Origin of the sequence: Burkholderia sp. E168m15, from assembly GCF_016586105.1 — a bacterium.
GTDB lineage: Bacteria > Pseudomonadota > Gammaproteobacteria > Burkholderiales > Burkholderiaceae > Burkholderia > Burkholderia orbicola.
This window is the reverse complement of the sequence record NZ_BCPO01000207.1, coordinates 46,832-65,792: the sequence shown is the minus strand read 5'-3', so window position 1 is coordinate 65,792 and position 18,961 is coordinate 46,832. Positions and strand designations below refer to the sequence as shown.

At 67.7% G+C, this 18,961-nt stretch carries 18 protein-coding genes; 2 read left to right on the top strand and 16 right to left on the bottom strand.

From position 1 onward, the window contains the following. Window positions 1–103 precede the first annotated feature (103 nt). The 8 genes from JMF86_RS32195 to JMF86_RS32160 form a co-directional block, all read right to left on the bottom strand. Window positions 104–1,297, bottom strand: coding sequence for a porin (locus JMF86_RS32195; protein ID WP_011549787.1), 1,194 nt, complete (start codon window positions 1,295–1,297; stop codon window positions 104–106). Between the two features lie 143 nt (window positions 1,298–1,440). Beyond that, window positions 1,441–2,844 carry an MFS transporter gene (locus JMF86_RS32190; RefSeq protein WP_011549788.1) on the bottom strand — a complete coding sequence of 468 codons (1,404 nt, stop codon included), beginning with the start codon at window positions 2,842–2,844 and terminating at the stop codon, window positions 1,441–1,443. Window positions 2,845–3,009: 165 nt separating this feature from the next. Next, window positions 3,010–4,335 carry an FAD-dependent oxidoreductase gene (locus JMF86_RS32185; RefSeq protein ID WP_011549789.1) on the bottom strand — a complete coding sequence of 442 codons (1,326 nt, stop codon included), beginning with the start codon at window positions 4,333–4,335 and terminating at the stop codon, window positions 3,010–3,012. A gap of 34 nt (window positions 4,336–4,369) precedes the next feature. Then, window positions 4,370–4,834 carry an aconitase X swivel domain-containing protein gene (locus JMF86_RS32180; RefSeq protein WP_011549790.1) on the bottom strand — a complete coding sequence of 155 codons (465 nt, stop codon included), beginning with the start codon at window positions 4,832–4,834 and terminating at the stop codon, window positions 4,370–4,372. Beyond that, complete coding sequence (locus tag JMF86_RS32175) at window positions 4,831–6,117, bottom strand: aconitase X catalytic domain-containing protein (protein ID WP_011549791.1); 1,287 nt, start codon at window positions 6,115–6,117, stop codon at window positions 4,831–4,833. Before JMF86_RS32175 ends, JMF86_RS32180 begins: the two co-directional genes overlap by 4 nt. Then, complete coding sequence (locus tag JMF86_RS32170; protein ID WP_011549792.1) at window positions 6,118–7,035, bottom strand: TauD/TfdA family dioxygenase; 918 nt, start codon at window positions 7,033–7,035, stop codon at window positions 6,118–6,120. Next, a complete protein-coding gene (locus JMF86_RS32165; protein ID WP_011549793.1) occupies window positions 7,025–8,407 on the bottom strand; it encodes an MFS transporter in 1,383 nt (460 codons plus the stop codon). Before JMF86_RS32165 ends, JMF86_RS32170 begins: the two co-directional genes overlap by 11 nt. A 1-nt stretch (window position 8,408) precedes the next feature. Further along, window positions 8,409–10,124 (bottom strand): dihydroxy-acid dehydratase, encoded by a 1,716-nt coding sequence (locus JMF86_RS32160; protein WP_011549794.1) that lies wholly within the window; start codon window positions 10,122–10,124, stop codon window positions 8,409–8,411. Between the two features lie 88 nt (window positions 10,125–10,212). Here JMF86_RS32160 and JMF86_RS32155 point away from each other — a divergent pair, with 88 nt between their 5' ends. Continuing rightward, complete coding sequence (locus JMF86_RS32155) at window positions 10,213–11,175, top strand: LysR family transcriptional regulator (protein ID WP_011549795.1); 963 nt, start codon at window positions 10,213–10,215, stop codon at window positions 11,173–11,175. 19 nt (window positions 11,176–11,194) lie between these two features. Here JMF86_RS32155 and JMF86_RS32150 read toward each other — a convergent pair whose 3' ends face one another. Beyond that, complete coding sequence (locus JMF86_RS32150) at window positions 11,195–11,530, bottom strand: helix-turn-helix domain-containing protein (RefSeq protein WP_023474530.1); 336 nt, start codon at window positions 11,528–11,530, stop codon at window positions 11,195–11,197. Window positions 11,531–11,669: 139 nt separating this feature from the next. On the opposite strand from JMF86_RS32150, the gene JMF86_RS32145 reads away from it, so the two are divergent. Next, window positions 11,670–12,524, top strand: a complete 855-nt coding sequence (locus JMF86_RS32145) for an SDR family oxidoreductase (RefSeq protein WP_011549796.1) — start codon at window positions 11,670–11,672, stop codon at window positions 12,522–12,524. A 192-nt stretch (window positions 12,525–12,716) separates the two neighbouring features. Here the strand turns inward: JMF86_RS32145 and JMF86_RS32140 are convergent, their stop codons facing one another. From JMF86_RS32140 to JMF86_RS32110, 7 genes are all read right to left on the bottom strand, one after another. Beyond that, window positions 12,717–13,613 (bottom strand): amidohydrolase, encoded by an 897-nt coding sequence (locus tag JMF86_RS32140; protein ID WP_011549797.1) that lies wholly within the window; start codon window positions 13,611–13,613, stop codon window positions 12,717–12,719. Window positions 13,614–13,699: 86 nt separating this feature from the next. Next, window positions 13,700–14,014, bottom strand: coding sequence for an L-rhamnose mutarotase (gene rhaM / locus JMF86_RS32135; RefSeq protein ID WP_011549798.1), 315 nt, complete (start codon window positions 14,012–14,014; stop codon window positions 13,700–13,702). Between the two features lie 17 nt (window positions 14,015–14,031). Continuing rightward, window positions 14,032–14,820, bottom strand: coding sequence for an SDR family NAD(P)-dependent oxidoreductase (locus JMF86_RS32130; RefSeq protein ID WP_011549799.1), 789 nt, complete (start codon window positions 14,818–14,820; stop codon window positions 14,032–14,034). A gap of 96 nt (window positions 14,821–14,916) precedes the next feature. Continuing rightward, on the bottom strand, window positions 14,917–16,095 hold the full coding sequence (rhmD, locus tag JMF86_RS32125; protein ID WP_011549800.1) for an L-rhamnonate dehydratase: 1,179 nt from the start codon (window positions 16,093–16,095) through the stop codon (window positions 14,917–14,919). A gap of 104 nt (window positions 16,096–16,199) precedes the next feature. Continuing rightward, window positions 16,200–17,135 carry a dihydrodipicolinate synthase family protein gene (locus JMF86_RS32120; protein WP_011549801.1) on the bottom strand — a complete coding sequence of 312 codons (936 nt, stop codon included), beginning with the start codon at window positions 17,133–17,135 and terminating at the stop codon, window positions 16,200–16,202. 78 nt (window positions 17,136–17,213) lie between these two features. Beyond that, complete coding sequence (locus tag JMF86_RS32115; RefSeq protein WP_011549802.1) at window positions 17,214–18,098, bottom strand: glycosyltransferase family 2 protein; 885 nt, start codon at window positions 18,096–18,098, stop codon at window positions 17,214–17,216. 154 nt (window positions 18,099–18,252) lie between these two features. Next, window positions 18,253–18,954 (bottom strand): GntR family transcriptional regulator, encoded by a 702-nt coding sequence (locus tag JMF86_RS32110; protein WP_011549803.1) that lies wholly within the window; start codon window positions 18,952–18,954, stop codon window positions 18,253–18,255. Between the last annotated feature and the right edge of the window lie 7 nt (window positions 18,955–18,961).

The window sequence follows — 18,961 nt, the reverse complement described above, 5'->3', positions numbered from 1 at the left end:
CAGGCGGGATGTCACACCGGGCGACCTGTTCACGGAGCGTCGTGACGATGCTGTCCCGTTCGGCAAGCGGCAACGCGCCGGCCCGCCGCGCGCCACTCGCAGGCTAGAAGCGATGCCGCAGCCCCGCCAGCACCGCGATCTGGCTGCTACGCCCCGCCCCCGCCGGTCCGAAGAAGTTGATCGCAACGGTGCCCGCATCGCCGGCCCGCCGCTGATAGACCATCGACATGTGCAGATCGGTGCGCTTCGACAGCAGGTAGGTGATGCCCGCATCCACCTGATGCCATCTCGGCCGGTCGCCGGTCGCGAACGACGTGGCGCCGCTGCCGGTATACCCATGGCCATCGGTGAAGATGTAGCCGACCCCCGCGATCAGCACCGGTGTGAAGTTGTAGCGCCCGTTGATCTCGTAGTTGTCGACGCGCAGGCTGTGGCCGCCGCGATAAGCGAGCCGCGTGTCGGTGACGACCAGGTTCACCGCTGCCGCGCCGAACGAATAGCCGGCGCCCAGTGCCGAGATGCGCTGACGCTCGACGAAGCCCGCGTTGTAGAAGAGGCTGGTCGAACCGCTGTACTCGTCGCCGATCGCGCCGTTCGGATTATTCCCCGACGACGCAATCCCCGCCGACGGATTGTTCAGTTGCAGATAGCTCGCGACCACATGCAACGGTCCGCGCAGGTAATCGAGCCCGAAGCCGTACGCGCGGTTGTTGGCGAAGCCTTGGCCGGCGCCGCCGCCCGCCTGGTTGCTGAATGCATAGAGCGCGCCGAGCTTCAGTCCCGCGAGCGGACTTACCTCGTACTTGACGCTGTTGTTCAGGCGAAACGTCTGGAAGCTGTCGTCCACGTCCCCGATGTGCGCGCCGTAGATGCTGCCGAACTGAAGCCATGCCATCAGCGGTGCGACGTAGTCGAACGTGTAGTCATACTGACGGCCGAGCGTCAGCTTGCCGTACTGCTTGCTCGACAAGCCGACGTACGCCTGCCGTCCGAACAGTCGGCCGCCCTGCGACGACGTGCCGTTCAATCCGCTGAACCCCGCTTCGAGCTGGAACACCGCGGAGAGGCCGCCGCCGAGATCCTCGCGTCCGAGGAAACCCAGGCGGTCACCGCTGCCCCAGCCGGTCGCCATTGACCAGCGCGACGCGCCCTGCGCCTTGATCGACGACGCGACCGTATTCGTCCAGGCAATGCCCGTATCGATGATGCCGTACAACGTGACCGAGCTTTGCGCATGGACCGTGAGCGGCGCCGCGAGGGCGCAAGCCACCGCAGCAGTGCAGACTGCTGTTTTCATCGTGCTTCTCCGGTTTCGATGGAATGAGGTGATGCGGATCGAAGGCGGCGGGAACGCGCAGCGGGCGCAAACGCGCAGCATGCATCGCACCGGCGACCGTGCGTGCGCGCGCGCCGCGCCCGGCCCCGCCGCTGCCGCTGTTCCTAGCGCTCCGCTGCGGGTAGCGGCGGTTCGGCGCCCGCGGGATCACACGCCGCGAGCCCGTCGTCGTGCGTGTCGCCGGGCCGGTACATGCGACCGAGCACGAACATCAGCGCCGCGACGGCGACGACCGGCAGCGCCGCGACCTGGAACAGCTCGCGCACCGGCACATGCGCGGCGAGCAGCATCCCGCCGATCATCGGGCCGGAGATCGAGCCGATCTTCGCCACGCCGATCGCGGTGCCGGTGCCTTTCGAGCGGAAGCTGGTCGGATAGACGATCGACGCGACGGCATTGAGCCCTGCCTGGGTGCCGGCGACGCAGAAGCCGACGCCGAACACGGCGGCCGTCAGCCAGGCGGTCTCGAGGTTCATGCCGAGCGCCGCGACGAGCGGAAAGCCGACGAGCGGCAGACACGTGACGAGCCGCACGCCATGGCGGTCGATGAAGCGCATCAGCACGAGGCCGCCGAGCGTGCCGCCGACGGAGAACAGCGTCGTCATCAGCGCGGCGCGATGCGCGGCGACGCCGGTCGCCTCGATCAGCACCGGCAGCCAGTTTTGCAGGAAGAACAGCGCCATCGAATTCGCGATGTACGCGAGCCACAGCGCGGTCGTCACGTAGCGCAACCGGCCGGCGAACAGCATGCGCGGCGAGAACTTCGCGACGCGGCGCTCGTCGGTCACGACGAAGCGCGCCTCCGGCGGCAACGCGAGTTCGGGCCGCACGCGCGCGGCAGTCGCGGCAATGCCGTCGCGGGGCCAGCCCTTCAGTACCTGATAGCGCAGCGACTCCGGCATCACGAACGACAGCGCGGCGGCCACCACGAGCGGCGCGAGCCCGCCGACCACGAATACCGCCGGCCAGCCGAAGTGCGGCACGAGCCACACGGCGACGCCGCCGCCAAAGCCCGCCCCGAGCGTATAGCCGGTGAACATCAGCGTGACCCAGGTCGCCCGCAGCCGCTTCGGCGCGAATTCCGACACGAGCACGAACGCGTTCGGCACCGCGCCGCCGATGCCGATGCCCGCGGCGAAGCGCAGCCACAGCAGGTGGTCGACACTCGACGCCCATGCGGTCGCGAGCGTGACGAGCCCGTACCAGCATGCACCGAACAGGATCGCGCGCTTGCGCCCGATCCGGTCGCCGATATAGCCGAACAGGATCGAGCCGATCATGATGCCGAAGACGTTGGCGCCGAACACCGGCCCGAGCACGCTGCGCTCGATGTGCCAGGCGCGAATCAGCGAAGGCGCGGCGAACGCCAGCGCACTGAGCTCGTAGCCGTCGGTCAGCATCACGAGCCAGGTCGACGCGATCAGCAGGATCGCGAAGCGGCCGATTCTCTGTTCGTCGATCAGGCGCGACACGTCCACCGTGCGCGCATCCGGCAAGGGTTGAATCATCGTCTCCTCCTCAGGTGCCGCGTCGGCGCGCCGGCAGATTCCGGCGCGTCGCGCGTTCCTTCGTTTCGTCTCTGGCCGGCGCGGCAGCGGGTACTGGTTGCGAGCCTCCTGGCGGAGCGCCCGATGCACCTCTTTGGTATTGCCGCGCGGCCGGCGGGTCGTGCGTCAGTGCTTCAGATGCGGTGGATCGATTCGATCGACGTTGTCGGCGAGCCGCTCGCGCAGCAGGCCGCGATCGATGTCATGGACACTGCCGCCATCCGCGAGATCGAACGCGTGCGCGGCCGCCGCGCCCATCGCGATGCACGGCCCCATCACCCGCACGCTCGACAGCGCGGTCGCGTCGGCGTCGATGCAGCGGCCGACCGCGATCAGGTTGTCGGCGTCCTTCACGACGAGGCTGCCGAACGGCACGGTATGCAGATGGTCGTCGCCGAACGGCTTCCATTCGTAGCCCTCGGCGCGATCGTGCAATTCGATCGGCCAGGAGGTGCGTGCGACCGCGTCCGGAAACTGCCGGGCGGCGATCACGTCTTCCGAGCGCAACTGCTGGGCGCCGACGATCCAGCGCGTCTGCCGGATGCCGGGCAGCCCGTAGCTGCGGATGTGCGCGTTGCGATAGATGTGCGGATACTCCGCGCGCAGGAACTCGAACGCGCGGTCCGCCTGGTCGCGGCCGACGAGCGCGGTGCGCGACGCCGCCATCGGTTCGAGCGGCGTCTCGATGTGCGTCATGTTCGCAATGCCGATGTTGCGGCCGCGGAAATAGAACACGAGCCCGTCCTTGCGTTCGAGCCCATACGCGTGTGCCTTTTCCTCGACGCGCTCGCGAAACGCGGGCGGCGTCGGCAGATCGGTCTCGTCGAGGTTCTCGAGCACGATCATCTGCGTGCCGCGAATCGGCGTTTCCGGCTCCTGGCAGTCGAACCCGGCGAGCCACGTGAGCGCGGCATCGCCGCTCGCGTCGACGAAGCCGTCGGCCGCGATGCGTACGTCGCCGTAGCGCGTCGCGACGTCGAGTTCGCGCACCCGCCGCCCTTCGCGCACCACGTCGCGCAACACGGCGCCGAGCACGACGGTGATGCCTGCGTCGAGAATCTTCTGCTCGATCCAGCGTGCGAGCGCGACTTCGTCGTACAGCACGACGGTCGTCAGCGGCCCTTCCTTGTAATGCAGCGCGCCCTTCTCGCCGAGATCGCGCAGGATGCCGTCCGCGATGCCGTGCGTGACCTGGAAGCGCTTCGGCCCGTTCGAGAACAGCCCGCAGAACGTGCCGATGATCGAGTTGACCGCCTGGCCGCCGAGCGCGGGCAGGCTGTCAACCAGCACGACCTTGCGGCCCAGCGCGGCCGCTTCGAGCGCAGCCGAGGTGCCGGCGATGCCCGCGCCGACGATGCACACGTCGGCGTCGAGTGTCCAGCCCGTCGGTTGGCCGTCGCGGCGAACGATACGAGTACCTGTGTTCAAAACATGCTCTCCTTGAAAATCCATCGCGGTGGCGCGCGGACGAAGCCGCGCGCCGGAATCAGGTGCGGCTGCGCTTGAGCACTTCGACGACGCCGCGCTCGGCATCGACGCGCACCCAGTCGCCCGTTTCGATCACGTCGAGCGGATCGACGTCGAAGTCGGTCAGCGACGGCGCGTGGCTCACCACCGCGCCGAGCGCGATCTTCGTGGTCATTTCGTTGAACAGCATCGCGGCCGGCGCGGTGCCCGCGATTCGCGCGATATGGAACTGGCTGGACCATCCGGACGAACCCTTCGCGCCGGGAAACACCAGCACCTTGTTCGCGAAGCTCTGGCCGCGCAGTTCGTGACGCGTCTCGATGATCGTGCCGGTGCGCGGATCGATGCCGCCCCAGCCGGAGATGCGATCGCGCGTGACGAGCGCCTCGCCCTCGACACAGCCGCCGACCACCTTGCGTCCGCGCAGCACGATCGGCGTGCCGGCTTTGTCCGTCATTTCGTGAATTTCGTGATGCGTGCTCATGCCGCCAGCCCTCCGTTCCAGCGGCCGCTCACTGCGGCCTCGATGCAATCGGCCGTGGTGCCGAACCACGCCTGCACGCCCATGATCGCCGGCAGGTAGTGCGCCTGCTTCGCCGAGTCGAGCGCAACGACGCGCGTGCCCTTGGGCATCACGCGACCGATCGCCGAGCACGTGTCGGTCATCAGCACCCCGCCCGCGTCCTCGATCAGCTTCGTATAGCCGGCCTGGTCCGCCAGCTGGCGGGTCGCGCGTGCGGTGAAGATCCACAGCTCGGTATTCGTGCCGATACGGCGCCCTTCGAGCAACTGGCAGACCTCCCAGATCTGCTCGATCGAATAGTGCGGACAACCGAGCATCACGAAGTCGACCTGGGCGTCTTTCGCGGTGGTGTTGACGCGCTCGTACGCGATGCGCCGCTCGGCCGCGCCGTAGCGGATCGTCTCGAGAGGCTTGCGGCCGCGAAACGCTTCGTCGCGCGAGCGCGCCTCCGGCGTCTGGCCGACGATGTGGTACATCTCGACGCCGCCCGACGAAGCCGCGGCCGCGCCGAAGTGCTTGAGCTTCGGCAGGTTCGGCACGTCGCGCAGCCCGTCGATCACCGGAATGCGGTCCTGCACGCATTCGCCGACGTAGTAGCCGAGCAGCCCCCAGTCCTGCACCGTCTTCACGTCGACGTCGAGTTCGATCAGATGCGTGCCGCCGCGGTTTTCGTCGAGGTGCAGGCCCCAGTACGGAATCTTGCCGGTCAGCATCGCGGCGCCGGTGCTCTCGCGCCCTTCGGCATTGGAGCGCGCGCCGAGCACCGCGTTGATGTAGATGACCGCGGACGACTCCATCCATGCGCAATGCTCGCCGCGCACCGGCACGTTGCCGGTCAGGTAAGGCGCGCAGGTATTGAGCGGCTGGATGCCGAGCCGCCCGGTGAACGCCTCGCCCTGGCGGTACAGCTTCACGATCTCGCCGTCGATGCCCTGACGCTGCGCATGCTGCGGATCGAGCCCCTGCTGCAGGTGGCTGCTGAAGACCTTCGCCTTCGGCACCTCGACCACCTCGGGGCTATCGAGGTTGAATTCGGAAAACACCGCGTCGAGGCCGCCGTGCCTGGCCGCGTAATCGCGCAGGAACGGCATCGTCGCGCCGACCGTGCCGCACACGTTGTTCGTGTCCACCAGGCGCGACGCGCCGAGCGCTTCGCCGTAGCGCACCAGCAGATCCATCGCGCGCTGCACGGCCGCGCCGTCGCGGCCGTCGAGCATCGCCCGTTCGTCGTCGTTCAACTGCATTTAGCGTGCTCCCTGTACAGGTTCGAGTGGCTCCGCCGGCGCCGCCACGTATCGGTCGACGTCGACCGTCGTCGCGCGCCGCAGTTCGCGGCGCACCGACAGATCGTGACGGCGGCCGCGGTGCAGCGTGCAGCGGTTGTCCCAGATCACGAGATCGCCGGGCCGCCAGCGATGCGAATACACGAAACGGCGCGCGGTCGCATGTTCGAGCAGATCCATCAGCAACACGCGGCCTTCGGCCAGCGTGCGACCGACGACATGCGTCGCGTGCGCGCCGATGAACAGATGCCGGCGCCCCGACCCGGCGTGCTCGCGCACCAGCGGCCAGCGCACCGGCGGCAGCGCGTTGCGCTGCGCGTCGCTGTAGTCGGTATCGCCGAGCAGGAAGCGCGAGTGCAGCGCGTAGTGCTCCGCTTCGAGCCCGTCGAGTTCGCGCTGCTCGCGAGGGTCGAGCGCATCCCACGCGGCGCGCATGTCCGCGTACTCGGTCTCGCCGCCCCACTCCGGCACGACGACCGCATGCAGCATCGAATAGCGCGCCGCCGGCTGCTGGAACGAACTGTCGCTGTGCCACAACTGATTCGCGAGATTGCCGACGATGCGCCGGTGCGCGCGGTCCGCGATCTGCCCGGATTCGTCCACGTTCGAGATGTCCGCGAGTTCCTGGTGGGCGAGCCGCGCATGCGGTCGCGCCACGCGCTTGAAACCGACATCGAGCGGTCCGAGCGCGCGTGCGAACGCAAGCTGCTGATCCTGCGTGAGCGGCTGAGCGCGGAACACCAGCACCGCGTAGCGGTTCATCGCGGCGTCGATCGCGCATGCGAGCGGCTCGGACACGGGCGCGGTCAGATCGACACCGCTGGCGAGACCGACGAAATCCGGACGCGCGGCGTCAATGGGAACGACTTCAAGCGACATGGGCGGCTCCTGTTTGAGCGTTGTCCGGCGCGGTATCGTCGCCGCGGCGATGCAGGCGGCCGAGCGCGAACGCGAGGAGCGCGACGAAGGCGACCGGCACCGCGCCGAGTAAGAACATCCGTTCGACCGGCAGATGCGCGGACATCAGCATCCCGCCGATCACCGGCCCGGCGATCGCGCCGATCTTCTGGATACCGACCGCCGCGCCCGTGCCTTTCGCGCGCAGCGCGGTCGGATAGACGAGTGCCGCGACCGCGTTCAGGCCAAACTGCGTGCCGACCACCGTGAAGCCGGTCAGGAACACCGCCGCGACCAGCATCGGGGCGGGCAGTCCGGTGCCGAGCAGCGCGACGAGGGGCGTGCCGACGAGCGGCAGCACGGTGATGATGATGGCGCCGCGCGTGTCGACGAAGCGCATCAGCGCGAGCCCGCCCAGCGTGCCGCCGACCTGGAACATCGTCGAGACGAGCGCCGCGTCGCGCGGTGCGAGGCCCACGCTTTCGATCAGCACCGGCAGCCAGCTGCTGAGAAAAAACAGCGCCATCGAGTTCGCGATGTAGACTGCCCACAGCACCGGCGTCAGCGCGCGCAGCCGACCCGCGAACAGCAACCGCAGCGAGCCGTCGCGGCGGTGCTCGTGCGCGTGACCCGGCGAAGCGCCGCCGATCACGAAGCGGGCCTGCGGCGCGACGGCGAAGCCCGGTGCGATCCGCGCGACGATTCGCGCGACTTCGGCGTGACGGCCCTTGAGCGTCAGGAAGCGGATCGACTCCGGCACCGCGAACCACAACATCGCGCTCGACACGAGCGGCGCGAGGCCGCCGATCACGAACACCACCTGCCAGCCGAACTTCGGCACGAGCCACGCCGACACGAGACCGCCCACGCTGCTGCCGATCGTATAGCCGCTGTACATCAGCGTGACCCACGTCGCGCGCCAGCGCTTCGGCGCGAACTCCGTCGTATACGCGATCGCGTTCGGCACCACGCCGCCGATGCCGATGCCCGCCAGAAAGCGCAGCACCAGCAGCTGTTCGAGGCCGGTGGCACGCGACGCGGCGAGCGTGAAGCCCGCGAGCACGACGCTGCCGATCACGATCATGCGTTTGCGGCCAATCACGTCGCCGAGATAGCCGAGCACGAACGCGCCGATCATCGTGCCGAATACGAATGCGCCGAACACCGGGCCGAGCACGCCATGCTTGAGGTGCCACGCGCGGCTCAGCGCCGGGGCCGCGAACGCCATCGCGGCGAGGTCGTAGCCCTCGGTCATCATCATCACGCCCATCGCGACGATCAGCAGGATACCGAAGCGGGTGGTCTGCTGCCGCTCGATCACCGTGCCGATGTCGATTACGGTTTCGCCGCTCATCTCAACGCTCCCGCGCCGGCCGGTCCGCGCCGAGCACCGCGCCTTGCGGCATCGTGCCGACCGTCGCGCGGTAGATTTTCAGCCAGCCGGTGTCGTTGACCGGCGCGGGACGCTGCCACGCCGCGCGACGGCGCGCCAGCTCGGCTTCGTCGACCTTCAGGTCGCAGACGCGCCGGTCCAGATCGATGTCGATCGTGTCGCCGTCCTCGACGAGCGCGAGCGGGCCGCCGGTCGCCGCTTCCGGCGCCACTTCCGCGACCACCAGCCCCTTGCAGACCAGCCCCGACAGATGCCCGTCGGTGAGCATCGCGACCTGCTCGGACAAGCCCGCGCCGTCGATCGCGAACACCACGCGCGACGCCCCGCCGCCCATCGCCGGGCCGCCGCACACGCCCGCGCCGCGCATCACGACGACCTTGCCCGGCTGCACGCGACCGTCCTTGATCGCGGCGATCGCGTCGTCGGAGGTCGAGAAGCAGATCGCGTCGCCGGTGAACGTGCGCTGCTTGGTCGGCGAGATGCCGAATTTGACGATGCCGGCCTGCGGGGCGAGGTTGCCGCGCACCAGCACGATGGCCGGATGGTTCGCGAACGCGCGCTGCGGCGGGCGGATCACGTCGTCGTCGGCGATCGTCGCATCGGCCAGGTTGTCCTTCACCGTGCGCCCGGTCACCGTCAGCGCACCGGTGTCGAGCCACGCTTCGAGCCGCTTCATCACGCCGCGGCCACCGCCCGCCGCCTCCAGTTGCTCGATCATGTGCGAGCCGACCGGACGCACGCCGGTCAGCACCGGGATCTGCGCGGCGAATGCTTCGAACAGCGCGTACACGTCGACGTCGAGCCCGCCTTCGGCCGCGACCGCCTGCAAGTGCTTGACCGTATTGATCGAGCCGCCGACCGCGAGCACCGTCTTCACCGCATTCGCGAACGCGCCGTGTGTGAGGATGTCGCGCGGCTTCAGGTCGTCGCGCACCATCTCGACGATGCGCGCGCCGGCTTCGCGCACGAACGCGAACATCCGCTCGCTGTTGGCGGCGACCGGCGTGCTGCCGGGCAACGACATGCCGAGCGCCTCGCTGACCATGTGCATCGAGTTCGCGGTGCCGAGCCCCGAACACACGCCGGGGCCGCGAATCGCGTTCTGGCTCATGCCGATCAGGTCCTCGACGGGCAGCTTGCCGGTCAGCGCATGCATCGCACCGACGAACACGTCCTCGATGTCCACGTGCTCGCCGCGATATTCGCCGCTCGGCTGATAACCGCACGCGACGACGATGCTCGGGATATTCAGCCGCGCGGCGGCCATCAGCTGGCCCGGCACGGTCTTGTCGCACGACGCCAGGCACACCATGCCGTCGAGCTGCGCGCCCTCGACGGCCACTTCGATGTCGTTCGTGACGAGGTCGCGCGCAGCCAGCATGTAGGCGCCGCGAGCGCCCGCGCCGGTGATGAAGTCGCTCGGCGCCGCGGTGCGGATCTCGAACGGCAGCGCGCCCGCGGCGCGGATCGCCTGTTTCAGTTGCGCGGCGATGCCGTCGAGATGGCTGAAGCAGGTGGCAAGTTCGGACGAGGAATTGACGATGGCGATCTTCGGCTTGTCGAGGTCTTCCTCGCTGATGCCGAGATTGCGCCACTGCGCGGCGCGCACCGCGCCGAGGTAGGAACCGCGCGGAAAATTGCTGCGCAACGGGCGTTGCGGCTTGCGTCCATCGGACATGGTGTCTCACTCCTTTGTTGTGGAAACGATGGTAGGAAGCCCGATAAAATCCGTCAATTATGTGAAATCGATAGGTATCATCCAAACCATGGATATTCGTCAGGTCGATCTGAATCTGCTGAAAGTGTTCGATGCGCTGCTGAAAAAGCGCCATGTGACGCAGGCGGGCGTCAGCATCGGGCTCAGCCAGCCGGCGATGAGCTATGCGTTGTCGAAGCTGCGCGAGCTGTTCGAGGACCCGCTGTTCGTGCGCACGGGCCGCGGCATGGAGCCGACGCCGCGCGCGCAGGCGCTCGGCGAGCCGGTCGCGCGGCTACTGGATCTGGTGCAGACCGAAATCCTGCCGATGCCCGAGTTTCGCCCGGCCGAGTCGTCGCGCAACTTCGTGCTGTGCATGTCGGACATCGGCGAAATGGTGTTCCTGCCCCGCCTGGAGAGCTTTCTCGACAAGGCCGCGCCGCACGTGAGCATCAAGACGGTCGCGCTCAGCATGCCGGAGCTGGAGGAGGGGCTGGCGAGCGGCGACGTCGACCTCGCGATCGGCTACTTTCCGGGGTTGAACAGCGAATCGCTGAAGCGCAAGGCGCTGTACCGGCATTCGTATGTGTGTATCGCCCGCGACGATCATCCGGAAATCGGGGACACGCTGTCGCTCGATCAGTACCGCGCCGCCGCGCATGTGATGGTGCATCCCGAAGGCCGCGAGCAGGACGTGCTCGCCCGCACGCACGAGCGCCTCGGGATTCGCGTCAACGTCCGCTTCAGTACGCCGCGCTTCATCGGCGTGCCGTTCGTCGTCGCCGGGTCGGACATGATCGCGGCGGTGCCGCAGGCCGTCGGGCGGCGCTTCGCGGAGTTCGTGAACGTCAAGCTGCTGCCGCTGCCCTTCCCCGCCCCCACGTACGAGCTTTATCTGCACTGGCATCCGCGCTTTCATCACGAGCCGGCCAACCGCTGGATTCGCGACGCGATGAGCGAACTCGTCAAGGGGCCGATGCAGCACGAGCCGTTGCCGAATACGAAGCGGAAGCGTTCGGCGGCGGCGCGGTAGGCCGGCCAGGCGGAAATGGCTAGCGGGGCCGATCGCGAAGCAGCAGGCGCGACCCGACCTCCACGATCGACGTAATCGCCGGCAGCAGTTCCTGGCCCAGCGACGTCAACTCGTATTCCACCGACGGCGGCGACGTCGGCAACACGCTTCGCCGGATCACGCCCCGCTCCTCGAGATCACGCAGCCTGCCGGTCAGCACCTTCGCGGTGATGGTCGGGTTGTCGCGCCGCAACTCCGAAAACCGACGCGGGCCATTGCTCAGGCACCAGATCAGTTCGGGCGTCCACAGGCCGCCGATCAACGCCATGCATTTCGACATCGGGCAGCCGGGAAGCGGCTCCACCTTCTTTCGCATTCTCAAGCCCATCGTCGTCCCGGGATGGTTTCCATTTGGTTACTTGAAAATGATGGTAACCGATGGATAGGTGGTTTCCAATGGAAACCTTCATCCCTACACTGGGAGCCTCACCCACCGATTCACGGAGAGAATGAACATGTATGCAATAACGGGAGCATCCGGGCAACTCGGGCGCCTTGTGATCGATGCATTGCTTGAAACCGTTCCGGCCGACCGGATCGTCGCGGCGGTCAGGAATCCCGCGAAGGCACGCGACCTCGAGGCGCGCGGCGTGGTGGTGCGCGAGGCCGACTACAAGCGGCCTGAAACGCTCGCCAGCGCGTTCGTCGGGGTCGACAAACTCCTGCTGATCTCGTCGACCGAAGTCGCCGGGCGCCTGCCGCTGCATCGCGCGGTGATCGACGCGGCCCGGCGGGCGGAAGTCTCGTTGCTCGCCTATACGAGCATGCTGCACGCCGACACCTCGCCCGCCCGACTCGCGATCGAGCACCGGCAGACGGAAGAAATCATCGCGGCCGCCGGCCTTCCCGCCGTCATTCTTCGCAATGGCTGGTACACCGAGAACCATCTGATGGCCCTCCCCGCGGCCCTCGAGCACGGCGCGTTCATCGGGGCCGCGAAGGACGGGCGCTTCTCTTCCGCCGCGCGCAAGGACTATGCGGCGGCCGCGGCCGTGGCACTGGCGACGGACGGCCATGCAGGAAAAACGTATGAGCTGGCGGCGGACGATGCGTTCACGCTCGCGCAACTGGCTGCCGAGGTTTCGCGGCAGTCCGGCAAGACCGTTGTCTACAACGATCTCGCGCAGGATGCTTATGCAGACGCGCTGACGAGCGCCGGGCTGCCGCCCGAGTTTGCCAGCGTCCTGGCCGATGCCGACGTGGCCGCGTCGCGCGGTGCGCTGTTCGACGAGGGCGGCGCCCTCGCGCGACTGATCGGTCGACCCACGACGCCGTTGGCGAGCGTCGTCGCGACCGCGCTGCGCGGTTAAAGCGAGCAGGTTCCTGGGCGGCGGCCCGCGCCGCTCGACGGCGCGCAGTGTGGCCGGCGCCGATCCAGCCGGCCGCCCTGCTGCGCCTGGCCCGTCGGAGCCGGCGCAAGCGTACGTTGCGGCGCGGTGCGAATCACGCCGACCGGCGACGCGCGGAGTGCACGTCCGTTGGCGTCCACGGTGACACGCGGCTCACAATCGGTACGTTCGCAGCGCATTGTGGACGAACAGCGCCTCGCGCTCCTCGTCGCCGGCGCCCGCGACGATCGCCGCGTAAGCGTGCCAGAGCGCCCGATAGCCGGCATGGAGTCGATCGACCGGGAAGTTCGACGCGAACATGCAGCGCGCCACGCCGAACACGTCGATGGCCTCGAGCACGTACGGGCGGAAACTTTCGACCGTCCAGCGATGGTCGAACATCGCGAGCCCGGACAGCTTCATCGTCACGTTCGCCCGCCGCGCGAGCCCGCGCAGTCCGTCGCGCCATTCGCGCCAGCCGTGCACGCTGCTTCGGTCGACGAACATGCCCGTGTGATTGACGATCACGGGCGTGTCGGGGTGCGCGTCGATGACGGCGAGCGCGGCGCCGACCTGGGCGGGGTACAGCTGCAGGTCGAACGACAAACCGAACTCGCTCAGCATCCCGAAGTTCTCTCGCCAGCGCGGCTCGGCCAGATAATCCACGTCGACGTAGTTGTACCAAGGGTCCGGATGCCGGTTCAACACCTGCCGGATGCCGCGCACGTTCGGATGCGCCGCCGCGCCGGCGAGCCGGATGCGTGCGTCCGGCGCGAACAGGTCGACGCCCGCGACGATGCCGTCCGGCATCCCGTCGCTCGCCGGCGCATCGGCAAGCGCCTGCAGCCAGTCGACTTCGCTCGGCGTCGTCCACGCATCGTGGATTGCCTCGACATGCACGACCTTCAGCACGTCGATATCCGCGCCGGCGTCCGCGCGCAGGTCCGCGGGCAGGTACCGGCGCGGCAATTCCGCCACCGCACCCGAGAACGCCGGTCGGGCGCGATCGAGCCAGCCGTAGCTCAGCGCGTCGGCGTCCCAGAAATGGACATGGGGATCGACAACCTGCATGTGGGCTCCATGAGTTGATGCGCCACGATGATCCGCTGCCACGGGTCGGCACACGTCGAACGTGGCCGCCCGTTGAGCGGCCGGCCTCATTCCAGATGAAACATCGGCTCCAGCGCTTTCTCGACCGGGCGCCCGTCCGGCCCGGTCGCCATCAGGTCGGCCATGTACGCCCACCAGCGACGCATCACGTCCGTTTCGGCGAGTTGCGCGATCCGGTGATCGGCCGGCCGTTTGAGCACGGCGAACAGGTGATGGGTGTCGTCGTCGAGAAAGATCCAGTAGTCCGAGATACCCGCCGCGCGAAGCGCGTCGGCGAGTTCCGGCCAGATCGCATCGTGCCGGCGCCGGTATTCGTCCCGCTTGCCGGGGTGCAGGTGCATCCTGAAGGCGATCGTTTCCATGGCCATGCCTCGCGGTTTCACTGAAGGTTCACGTACATGCCGCCGTCGACGAGCAGCGCGGCGCCGTTCACGTAGCGCGCCATGTCGGACGCGAGAAATACGACGCAGTCGGCGACGTCGTCCGGCTCGCCGAGGCGACCGAGCGGAATCCTGCGCTCGAAGTACTCGGTCTTGCCGGGCGCGGCGAGATCGTCGTCGTTGATTTCGGTCCGGATCGTGCCGGGCAGCACCGAATTGCAGCGAATCCGGTGCGGCGCGAGCGCGACCGCGCACGACTGCATCAGCGCATGGACGCCAGCCTTGGTCGGCGTGTAGTGCGTCTGCATGCCGCCGCCGACCAGCGCGCTGATCGAGCTGGTCGCGACGATCGCGCCGCCGTGCCCTTGCGCGGCCATTTGCCGGGCGACGGCCTGGGTCATGTAGAACGCGCCGTGCAGGTTCACTTCCATCGTTCGTTGCAGCAGCTCGGGCGGCAAGTCCAGGAAGCCGTGGAACGGGCAGATTCCGGCATTGCTCGCCAGCACGTCGATCCGGCCGAATCGCTCGACTGCGGCCGCGACCAGCGCGCGCGCCGTGTCGGGCTGCGCGACGTCGCCCGGCACGGCCAGCGCGTCGCGCCCCGTCGCGCGGATCGCGTCGACGAGCGCGTCGATCTCGTGCTCGGCCTGCGCGGGCAGCAGCGGGTTCGTCCAGTAGTTGACGACGATGTCGGCGCCATGCCGCGCACACGCCAGCGCGATCGCACGGCCGATCCCGCGCGATCCGCCCGTCACGACGACGATCCTGTCTTCGAGCAACTTCGTCATTGCGCTCTCCTCTGCCTCGACCATCGCGCGCGCCGCAGCGGCTGCCGCGCCGTTCGAGCCGGCCGCATCACGATGCGGATGCACGCATCCGCGCGCTCAGTGTTCGTACGGGCGCTGCATGCGCACGTCCGGATTCAGACGCACGCCGAACCCGGGGGTGTCGGGCACCTTCATCCGCCCGCCGACCGGCACCGGTTCGTCGAGCAGCAGCGGATCGAACATCGGTACGACACGATCCGCCTGCGGCGCCATCATCAGGAATTCGGCGAACGGGCTGTTGTGGCGCGTCGTGACGAAGTGATAGCTGTAAACCGACGAGCCGTGCGGAATCACCAGCACGCCGCGCGCATCGGCGAGCGCCGAGATCCGCATCAGCTCGGTGAGCCCGCCGCACCAGCCCACGTCCGGCTGAATGATGTCGCAGCACTCCATCTCCAGCAGCATGCGGAAGCCCCAGCGGGTCGCCTCGTGCTCGCCGGTCGTGACGAGCATGCCGCGCGGCACGTCGCGGCGCAGCTTCGCATAGCCCCAATAGTCGTCGGGCGGCAGGCATTCCTCGATCCATTTCAGGCCGAGCGCGTGCGCTTCGTGCGCGAGCCGCGTCGCATACGGCACGTCGAGGCTCATCCAGCAGTCGAGCATCAGCCAGAAATCGGCGCCGACACGCGAACGCATGTCGGCAAGCGCGTCGAGATTGCGGCGCAGGCCGGCCTCTCCCTCGGCCGGGCCGTGATGCAACGGCAGCTTGCCGCCGATGAAGCCCATCTCCTTCGCGAGATCGGGCCGGGCGCCGGTCGCGTAGAACTCGAGCTCGTCGCGCACCTTGCCGCCGAGCAACTGGTGCACGGGCTCCCGCCGAACCTTGGCAAGCAGATCCCACAGCGCGAGATCGACGCCGGAGATCGCATTGAGCACGACACCCTTGCGCCCGTAGTACAGCGTCGCGTGGAACATCTGATCCCACATCTTCTCGATGTCGGTCACGCGCTGCCCTTCGATGAAGCGCGCAAGATGCCGCTCGACGATGAACGCGCCGATCTCGCCGCCGGTCGTCACGGCGAAACCGACCGTGCCGTCACTGGCCTCGACCTCGATCACGAGCGTGCCGAGCACGTTGATGCCGAACGACTGGCGGCTTTGCCGGTATTCGGGGTAGCGCGACATCGGCGTCGCGATGTGGTCGTCGATCCAGTGACCGGCATCCTGATCGTGGTAGTCGGCACCGCCACCACGCACCGTCAGCGCGCGGACCGCGCGTATCGTCGGCATGCTCATTCTTCGGGTTCCTTGGTTGGGTCATCGAGTACGGCGGCCGCGCGTACGCGTCGTGCGCACGGACCGCGGCGGAAATCGCAAGGTCGTGCTGCGAGGCGGCCGCGTCAGCGTGCCCAGCGCAGCACCCGCGCGTCGAGCCGTCGCGCGATCTCGATCAGGCCCGCGCGCGTGGCCGGATGCAGCGGCGCGAGCGGACGGCGCGGCGCGTCCGATGCGATCACGCCGCCCTCCTTCATCAGCGCCTTCGCCGCCAGCAGGCCGGCCTGACGATTTTCGTAATTGATCAACGGCAGCCATTGCTCGTACTGGGCGACCGCCTCGTCGCGCCGCCCGGCGAGATACGCGGCGAGAATCGGCCGCAGCCCGTCCGGATAACCGCCGCCGAGGATGCTGCCGGTCGCGCCCGCATCGAGATCGGCGAGCAGCGTGATCGCTTCCTCGCCGTCGAACGGCCCCTCGATCGCGTCGCCGCCGAGCGCGATCAGCTCGCGCAGCTTCGCTGCCGATTGCGGCACCTCGATCTTGAAATAGCGCAGATTCGGAATCGTGTGCGCGATGCGCGCCAGAAACGCGGCCGATACTTGCGTGCCGCTCATCGGCGCATCCTGGTACATGATCGGAATCGCGATCGCGTCGGAAAGCTCCGCATAGAACTGCTCGATCGCAGCCTCGCCGCAACGAATCGTCGCGCCGTGGTACGGCGGCATCACCATCACCATCGACGCACCGGCCGCCTGCGCGGCGCGGCTGCGCGCCGCGCAGATCGCCGGACTGAAATGCGTGGTCGTCACGATCACCGGCACGCGCCCCGCTACGTGCTCGAGGATCGCCGCGATGAGCCGCTCGCGCTCGTCGTCGGTCAACGAAAACTGCTCCGAGTAGTTCGCCAGGATGCACAGGCCATCCGCTCCCGCGTCGATGATGAAGTCGACACAGCGCTTCTGGCCCGGCATGTCGATCTCGCCCGACTCGGTGAAGATCGTCGGCGCGACGGAGAACGCGCCTGTATAGCGGCGGTGAATCGGCGTAGGCAAGCTCATCTGGAACCCTCTCTTATAATCAGTGATCCGAATTGTATGGCGCGTTCGTCATGCGCCGATACCGCGATAAATCACGCGTCACACGCGCCCGTACCGCCCTCGCAGCCCGTCCGTCACGCCGCAATAGATCGCCTTCAGCTTCAGGCGCTTGTTACGCGCATGCAGCAACACGAACGCGACGTGCTTGAGCGTGATGAGATTGATTAGCAGCATCGCCGGATAGCGCCGCCAGTAGTCGCGCGCGACGAGGATGCAGTTGCGCGCCGCATAGTAGTGGCGCAGCGCGCTCTGATCGAAGATCTCGACGCGCGGCCAGTGCTGCTGCGCGGACGGGCTGCCGAGTTCGTGGGGCAGCGACACGTCGGCGTTGACGCACACCGGCACGCCGTGCGCCTGCGCGCGCATGCAGTATTCCGCGTCGACGTGGTCGATGAAGAAGTCCTCGCGGAAGCGGCCGAGCGCACGATACGCGTCGAGCGAGATCGCGGTGCCCGACGAGATGATGACCGAGCACGACAGCAGGCCGTGCGCGCCGCCGTGGATTGGTGTGATCTGCGCGGACCAGCGGCGCACCGTGAACAACGGCAGGTCGCGCTGAAAATTGCGGTTGAAGATCCGCGGGCCGACCAGGAAGCGGCTGTCGCCCACCCGCGCGCAGCCGGCCAGCATGCGATCGAAATAGTCGTCCGGAACGTGTGAATCCTGGTCGAAGATGAAGAAGACGTCGCAGCCGCGGCCGATCAGGAATTCGACGCCGGCGTTGAACGCACCGGCGATACCGCCGCGATTGTGATTCGGGATCACGTCGACGCCGCCTGCGGCGAGCCGTGCGTACAGCGCGGGATCGGCGGCGGGCGAATTGTCGACCGCGACGACGGCGGGGCTTTTCGCGGGCAAGGTCAGCAAATGCTCGATCTGCGCGGCGGAGGGTTTATACAGCGTGACCAACGTACCGTGTGGCATGACGGCACCTCGTGACGATCAAGTAGCGATGCGCCGCGCCGGTCGATCCGGGCGGCCCGTCCTCCTTTGCACGACTGCTTGTCTCGTCGACCGGCCGGTCCTGCCCGTTCGCGTGCGGCACGCGAACGTCGCACGCGCCGCGGCCGGTCTTTCCTTATTTTGCGTACAGCTTGACGACGCTCGCCTGGACGACGCGCGTGATCTCTTCCATCCGCCAGCGGATATGCGTGTCGGTCAGCGTCGTGCAGCGCGCCGCATCGCGTTCGGCGAGCGCGTCGAGAATCTCGAGATGCTCGGTAAACGCCTCGTTGCGTCGCTGATCGACGTCGACCCAGCGCACGTAGTGAATCCGCGCATTGATCCCTTGCAGCACCCGGCCGATCTCGGCATTGCCCGACAACGCGGCGAGCTCCAGGTGAAACTGCTCATCCTTGACAACCAGCTCGGCCGACGACATTCGCGCGGCATTCTTCATCACCTGCTTCCAGAAGCGACGCAGCGCCTTGATGTCGTTGTCCGACGCACGCTCGCACGCGAGCATCACCGCGGTCGTCTCGATCGAGCGACGCAATTCGAACAGATCGAACACATCCTTCCCCTCCAGTTCCCGAATGAAGAAACCGCGGTTCGGCACGAACACCAGCAAATTTTCGGCAACGAGCCGGTTCAGCGCCTCGCGAATCGGCGTACGACTCACGTTGAAGCGCTCGGCAAGCTCCAGCTCGTTGAACCGTTCGCCCGGCCGGATCTCGTACAGCACGGCCATCTGTTTCAACTGCTCGTAAATCTCGTTGACCGTGAGGCCCGTGCGCGTGGGCGCCGCGGTCTCCCGGCCAGCCATAACGGAAGTCGACATCTCGTCT

Coding starts and splice junctions, on each gene's coding strand:
- JMF86_RS32165 (WP_011549793.1), bottom strand. CDS start 8,407: ATGAGCGGCGAAACCGTAATCGACATCGGCACGGTGATCGAGCGGCAG.
- JMF86_RS32190 (WP_011549788.1), bottom strand. CDS start 2,844: ATGATTCAACCCTTGCCGGATGCGCGCACGGTGGACGTGTCGCGCCTG.
- JMF86_RS32150 (WP_023474530.1), bottom strand. CDS start 11,530: ATGCGAAAGAAGGTGGAGCCGCTTCCCGGCTGCCCGATGTCGAAATGC.
- JMF86_RS32155 (WP_011549795.1), top strand. CDS start 10,213: ATGGATATTCGTCAGGTCGATCTGAATCTGCTGAAAGTGTTCGATGCG.
- JMF86_RS32160 (WP_011549794.1), bottom strand. CDS start 10,124: ATGTCCGATGGACGCAAGCCGCAACGCCCGTTGCGCAGCAATTTTCCG.
- JMF86_RS32115 (WP_011549802.1), bottom strand. CDS start 18,098: ATGCCACACGGTACGTTGGTCACGCTGTATAAACCCTCCGCCGCGCAG.
- rhaM (WP_011549798.1), bottom strand. CDS start 14,014: ATGGAAACGATCGCCTTCAGGATGCACCTGCACCCCGGCAAGCGGGAC.
- JMF86_RS32145 (WP_011549796.1), top strand. CDS start 11,670: ATGTATGCAATAACGGGAGCATCCGGGCAACTCGGGCGCCTTGTGATC.
- JMF86_RS32195 (WP_011549787.1), bottom strand. CDS start 1,297: ATGAAAACAGCAGTCTGCACTGCTGCGGTGGCTTGCGCCCTCGCGGCG.
- JMF86_RS32130 (WP_011549799.1), bottom strand. CDS start 14,820: ATGACGAAGTTGCTCGAAGACAGGATCGTCGTCGTGACGGGCGGATCG.
- rhmD (WP_011549800.1), bottom strand. CDS start 16,095: ATGAGCATGCCGACGATACGCGCGGTCCGCGCGCTGACGGTGCGTGGT.
- JMF86_RS32120 (WP_011549801.1), bottom strand. CDS start 17,135: ATGAGCTTGCCTACGCCGATTCACCGCCGCTATACAGGCGCGTTCTCC.
- JMF86_RS32180 (WP_011549790.1), bottom strand. CDS start 4,834: ATGAGCACGCATCACGAAATTCACGAAATGACGGACAAAGCCGGCACG.
- JMF86_RS32175 (WP_011549791.1), bottom strand. CDS start 6,117: ATGCAGTTGAACGACGACGAACGGGCGATGCTCGACGGCCGCGACGGC.
- JMF86_RS32140 (WP_011549797.1), bottom strand. CDS start 13,613: ATGCAGGTTGTCGATCCCCATGTCCATTTCTGGGACGCCGACGCGCTG.
- JMF86_RS32110 (WP_011549803.1), bottom strand. CDS start 18,954: ATGTCGACTTCCGTTATGGCTGGCCGGGAGACCGCGGCGCCCACGCGC.
- JMF86_RS32185 (WP_011549789.1), bottom strand. CDS start 4,335: ATGGATTTTCAAGGAGAGCATGTTTTGAACACAGGTACTCGTATCGTT.
- JMF86_RS32170 (WP_011549792.1), bottom strand. CDS start 7,035: ATGTCGCTTGAAGTCGTTCCCATTGACGCCGCGCGTCCGGATTTCGTC.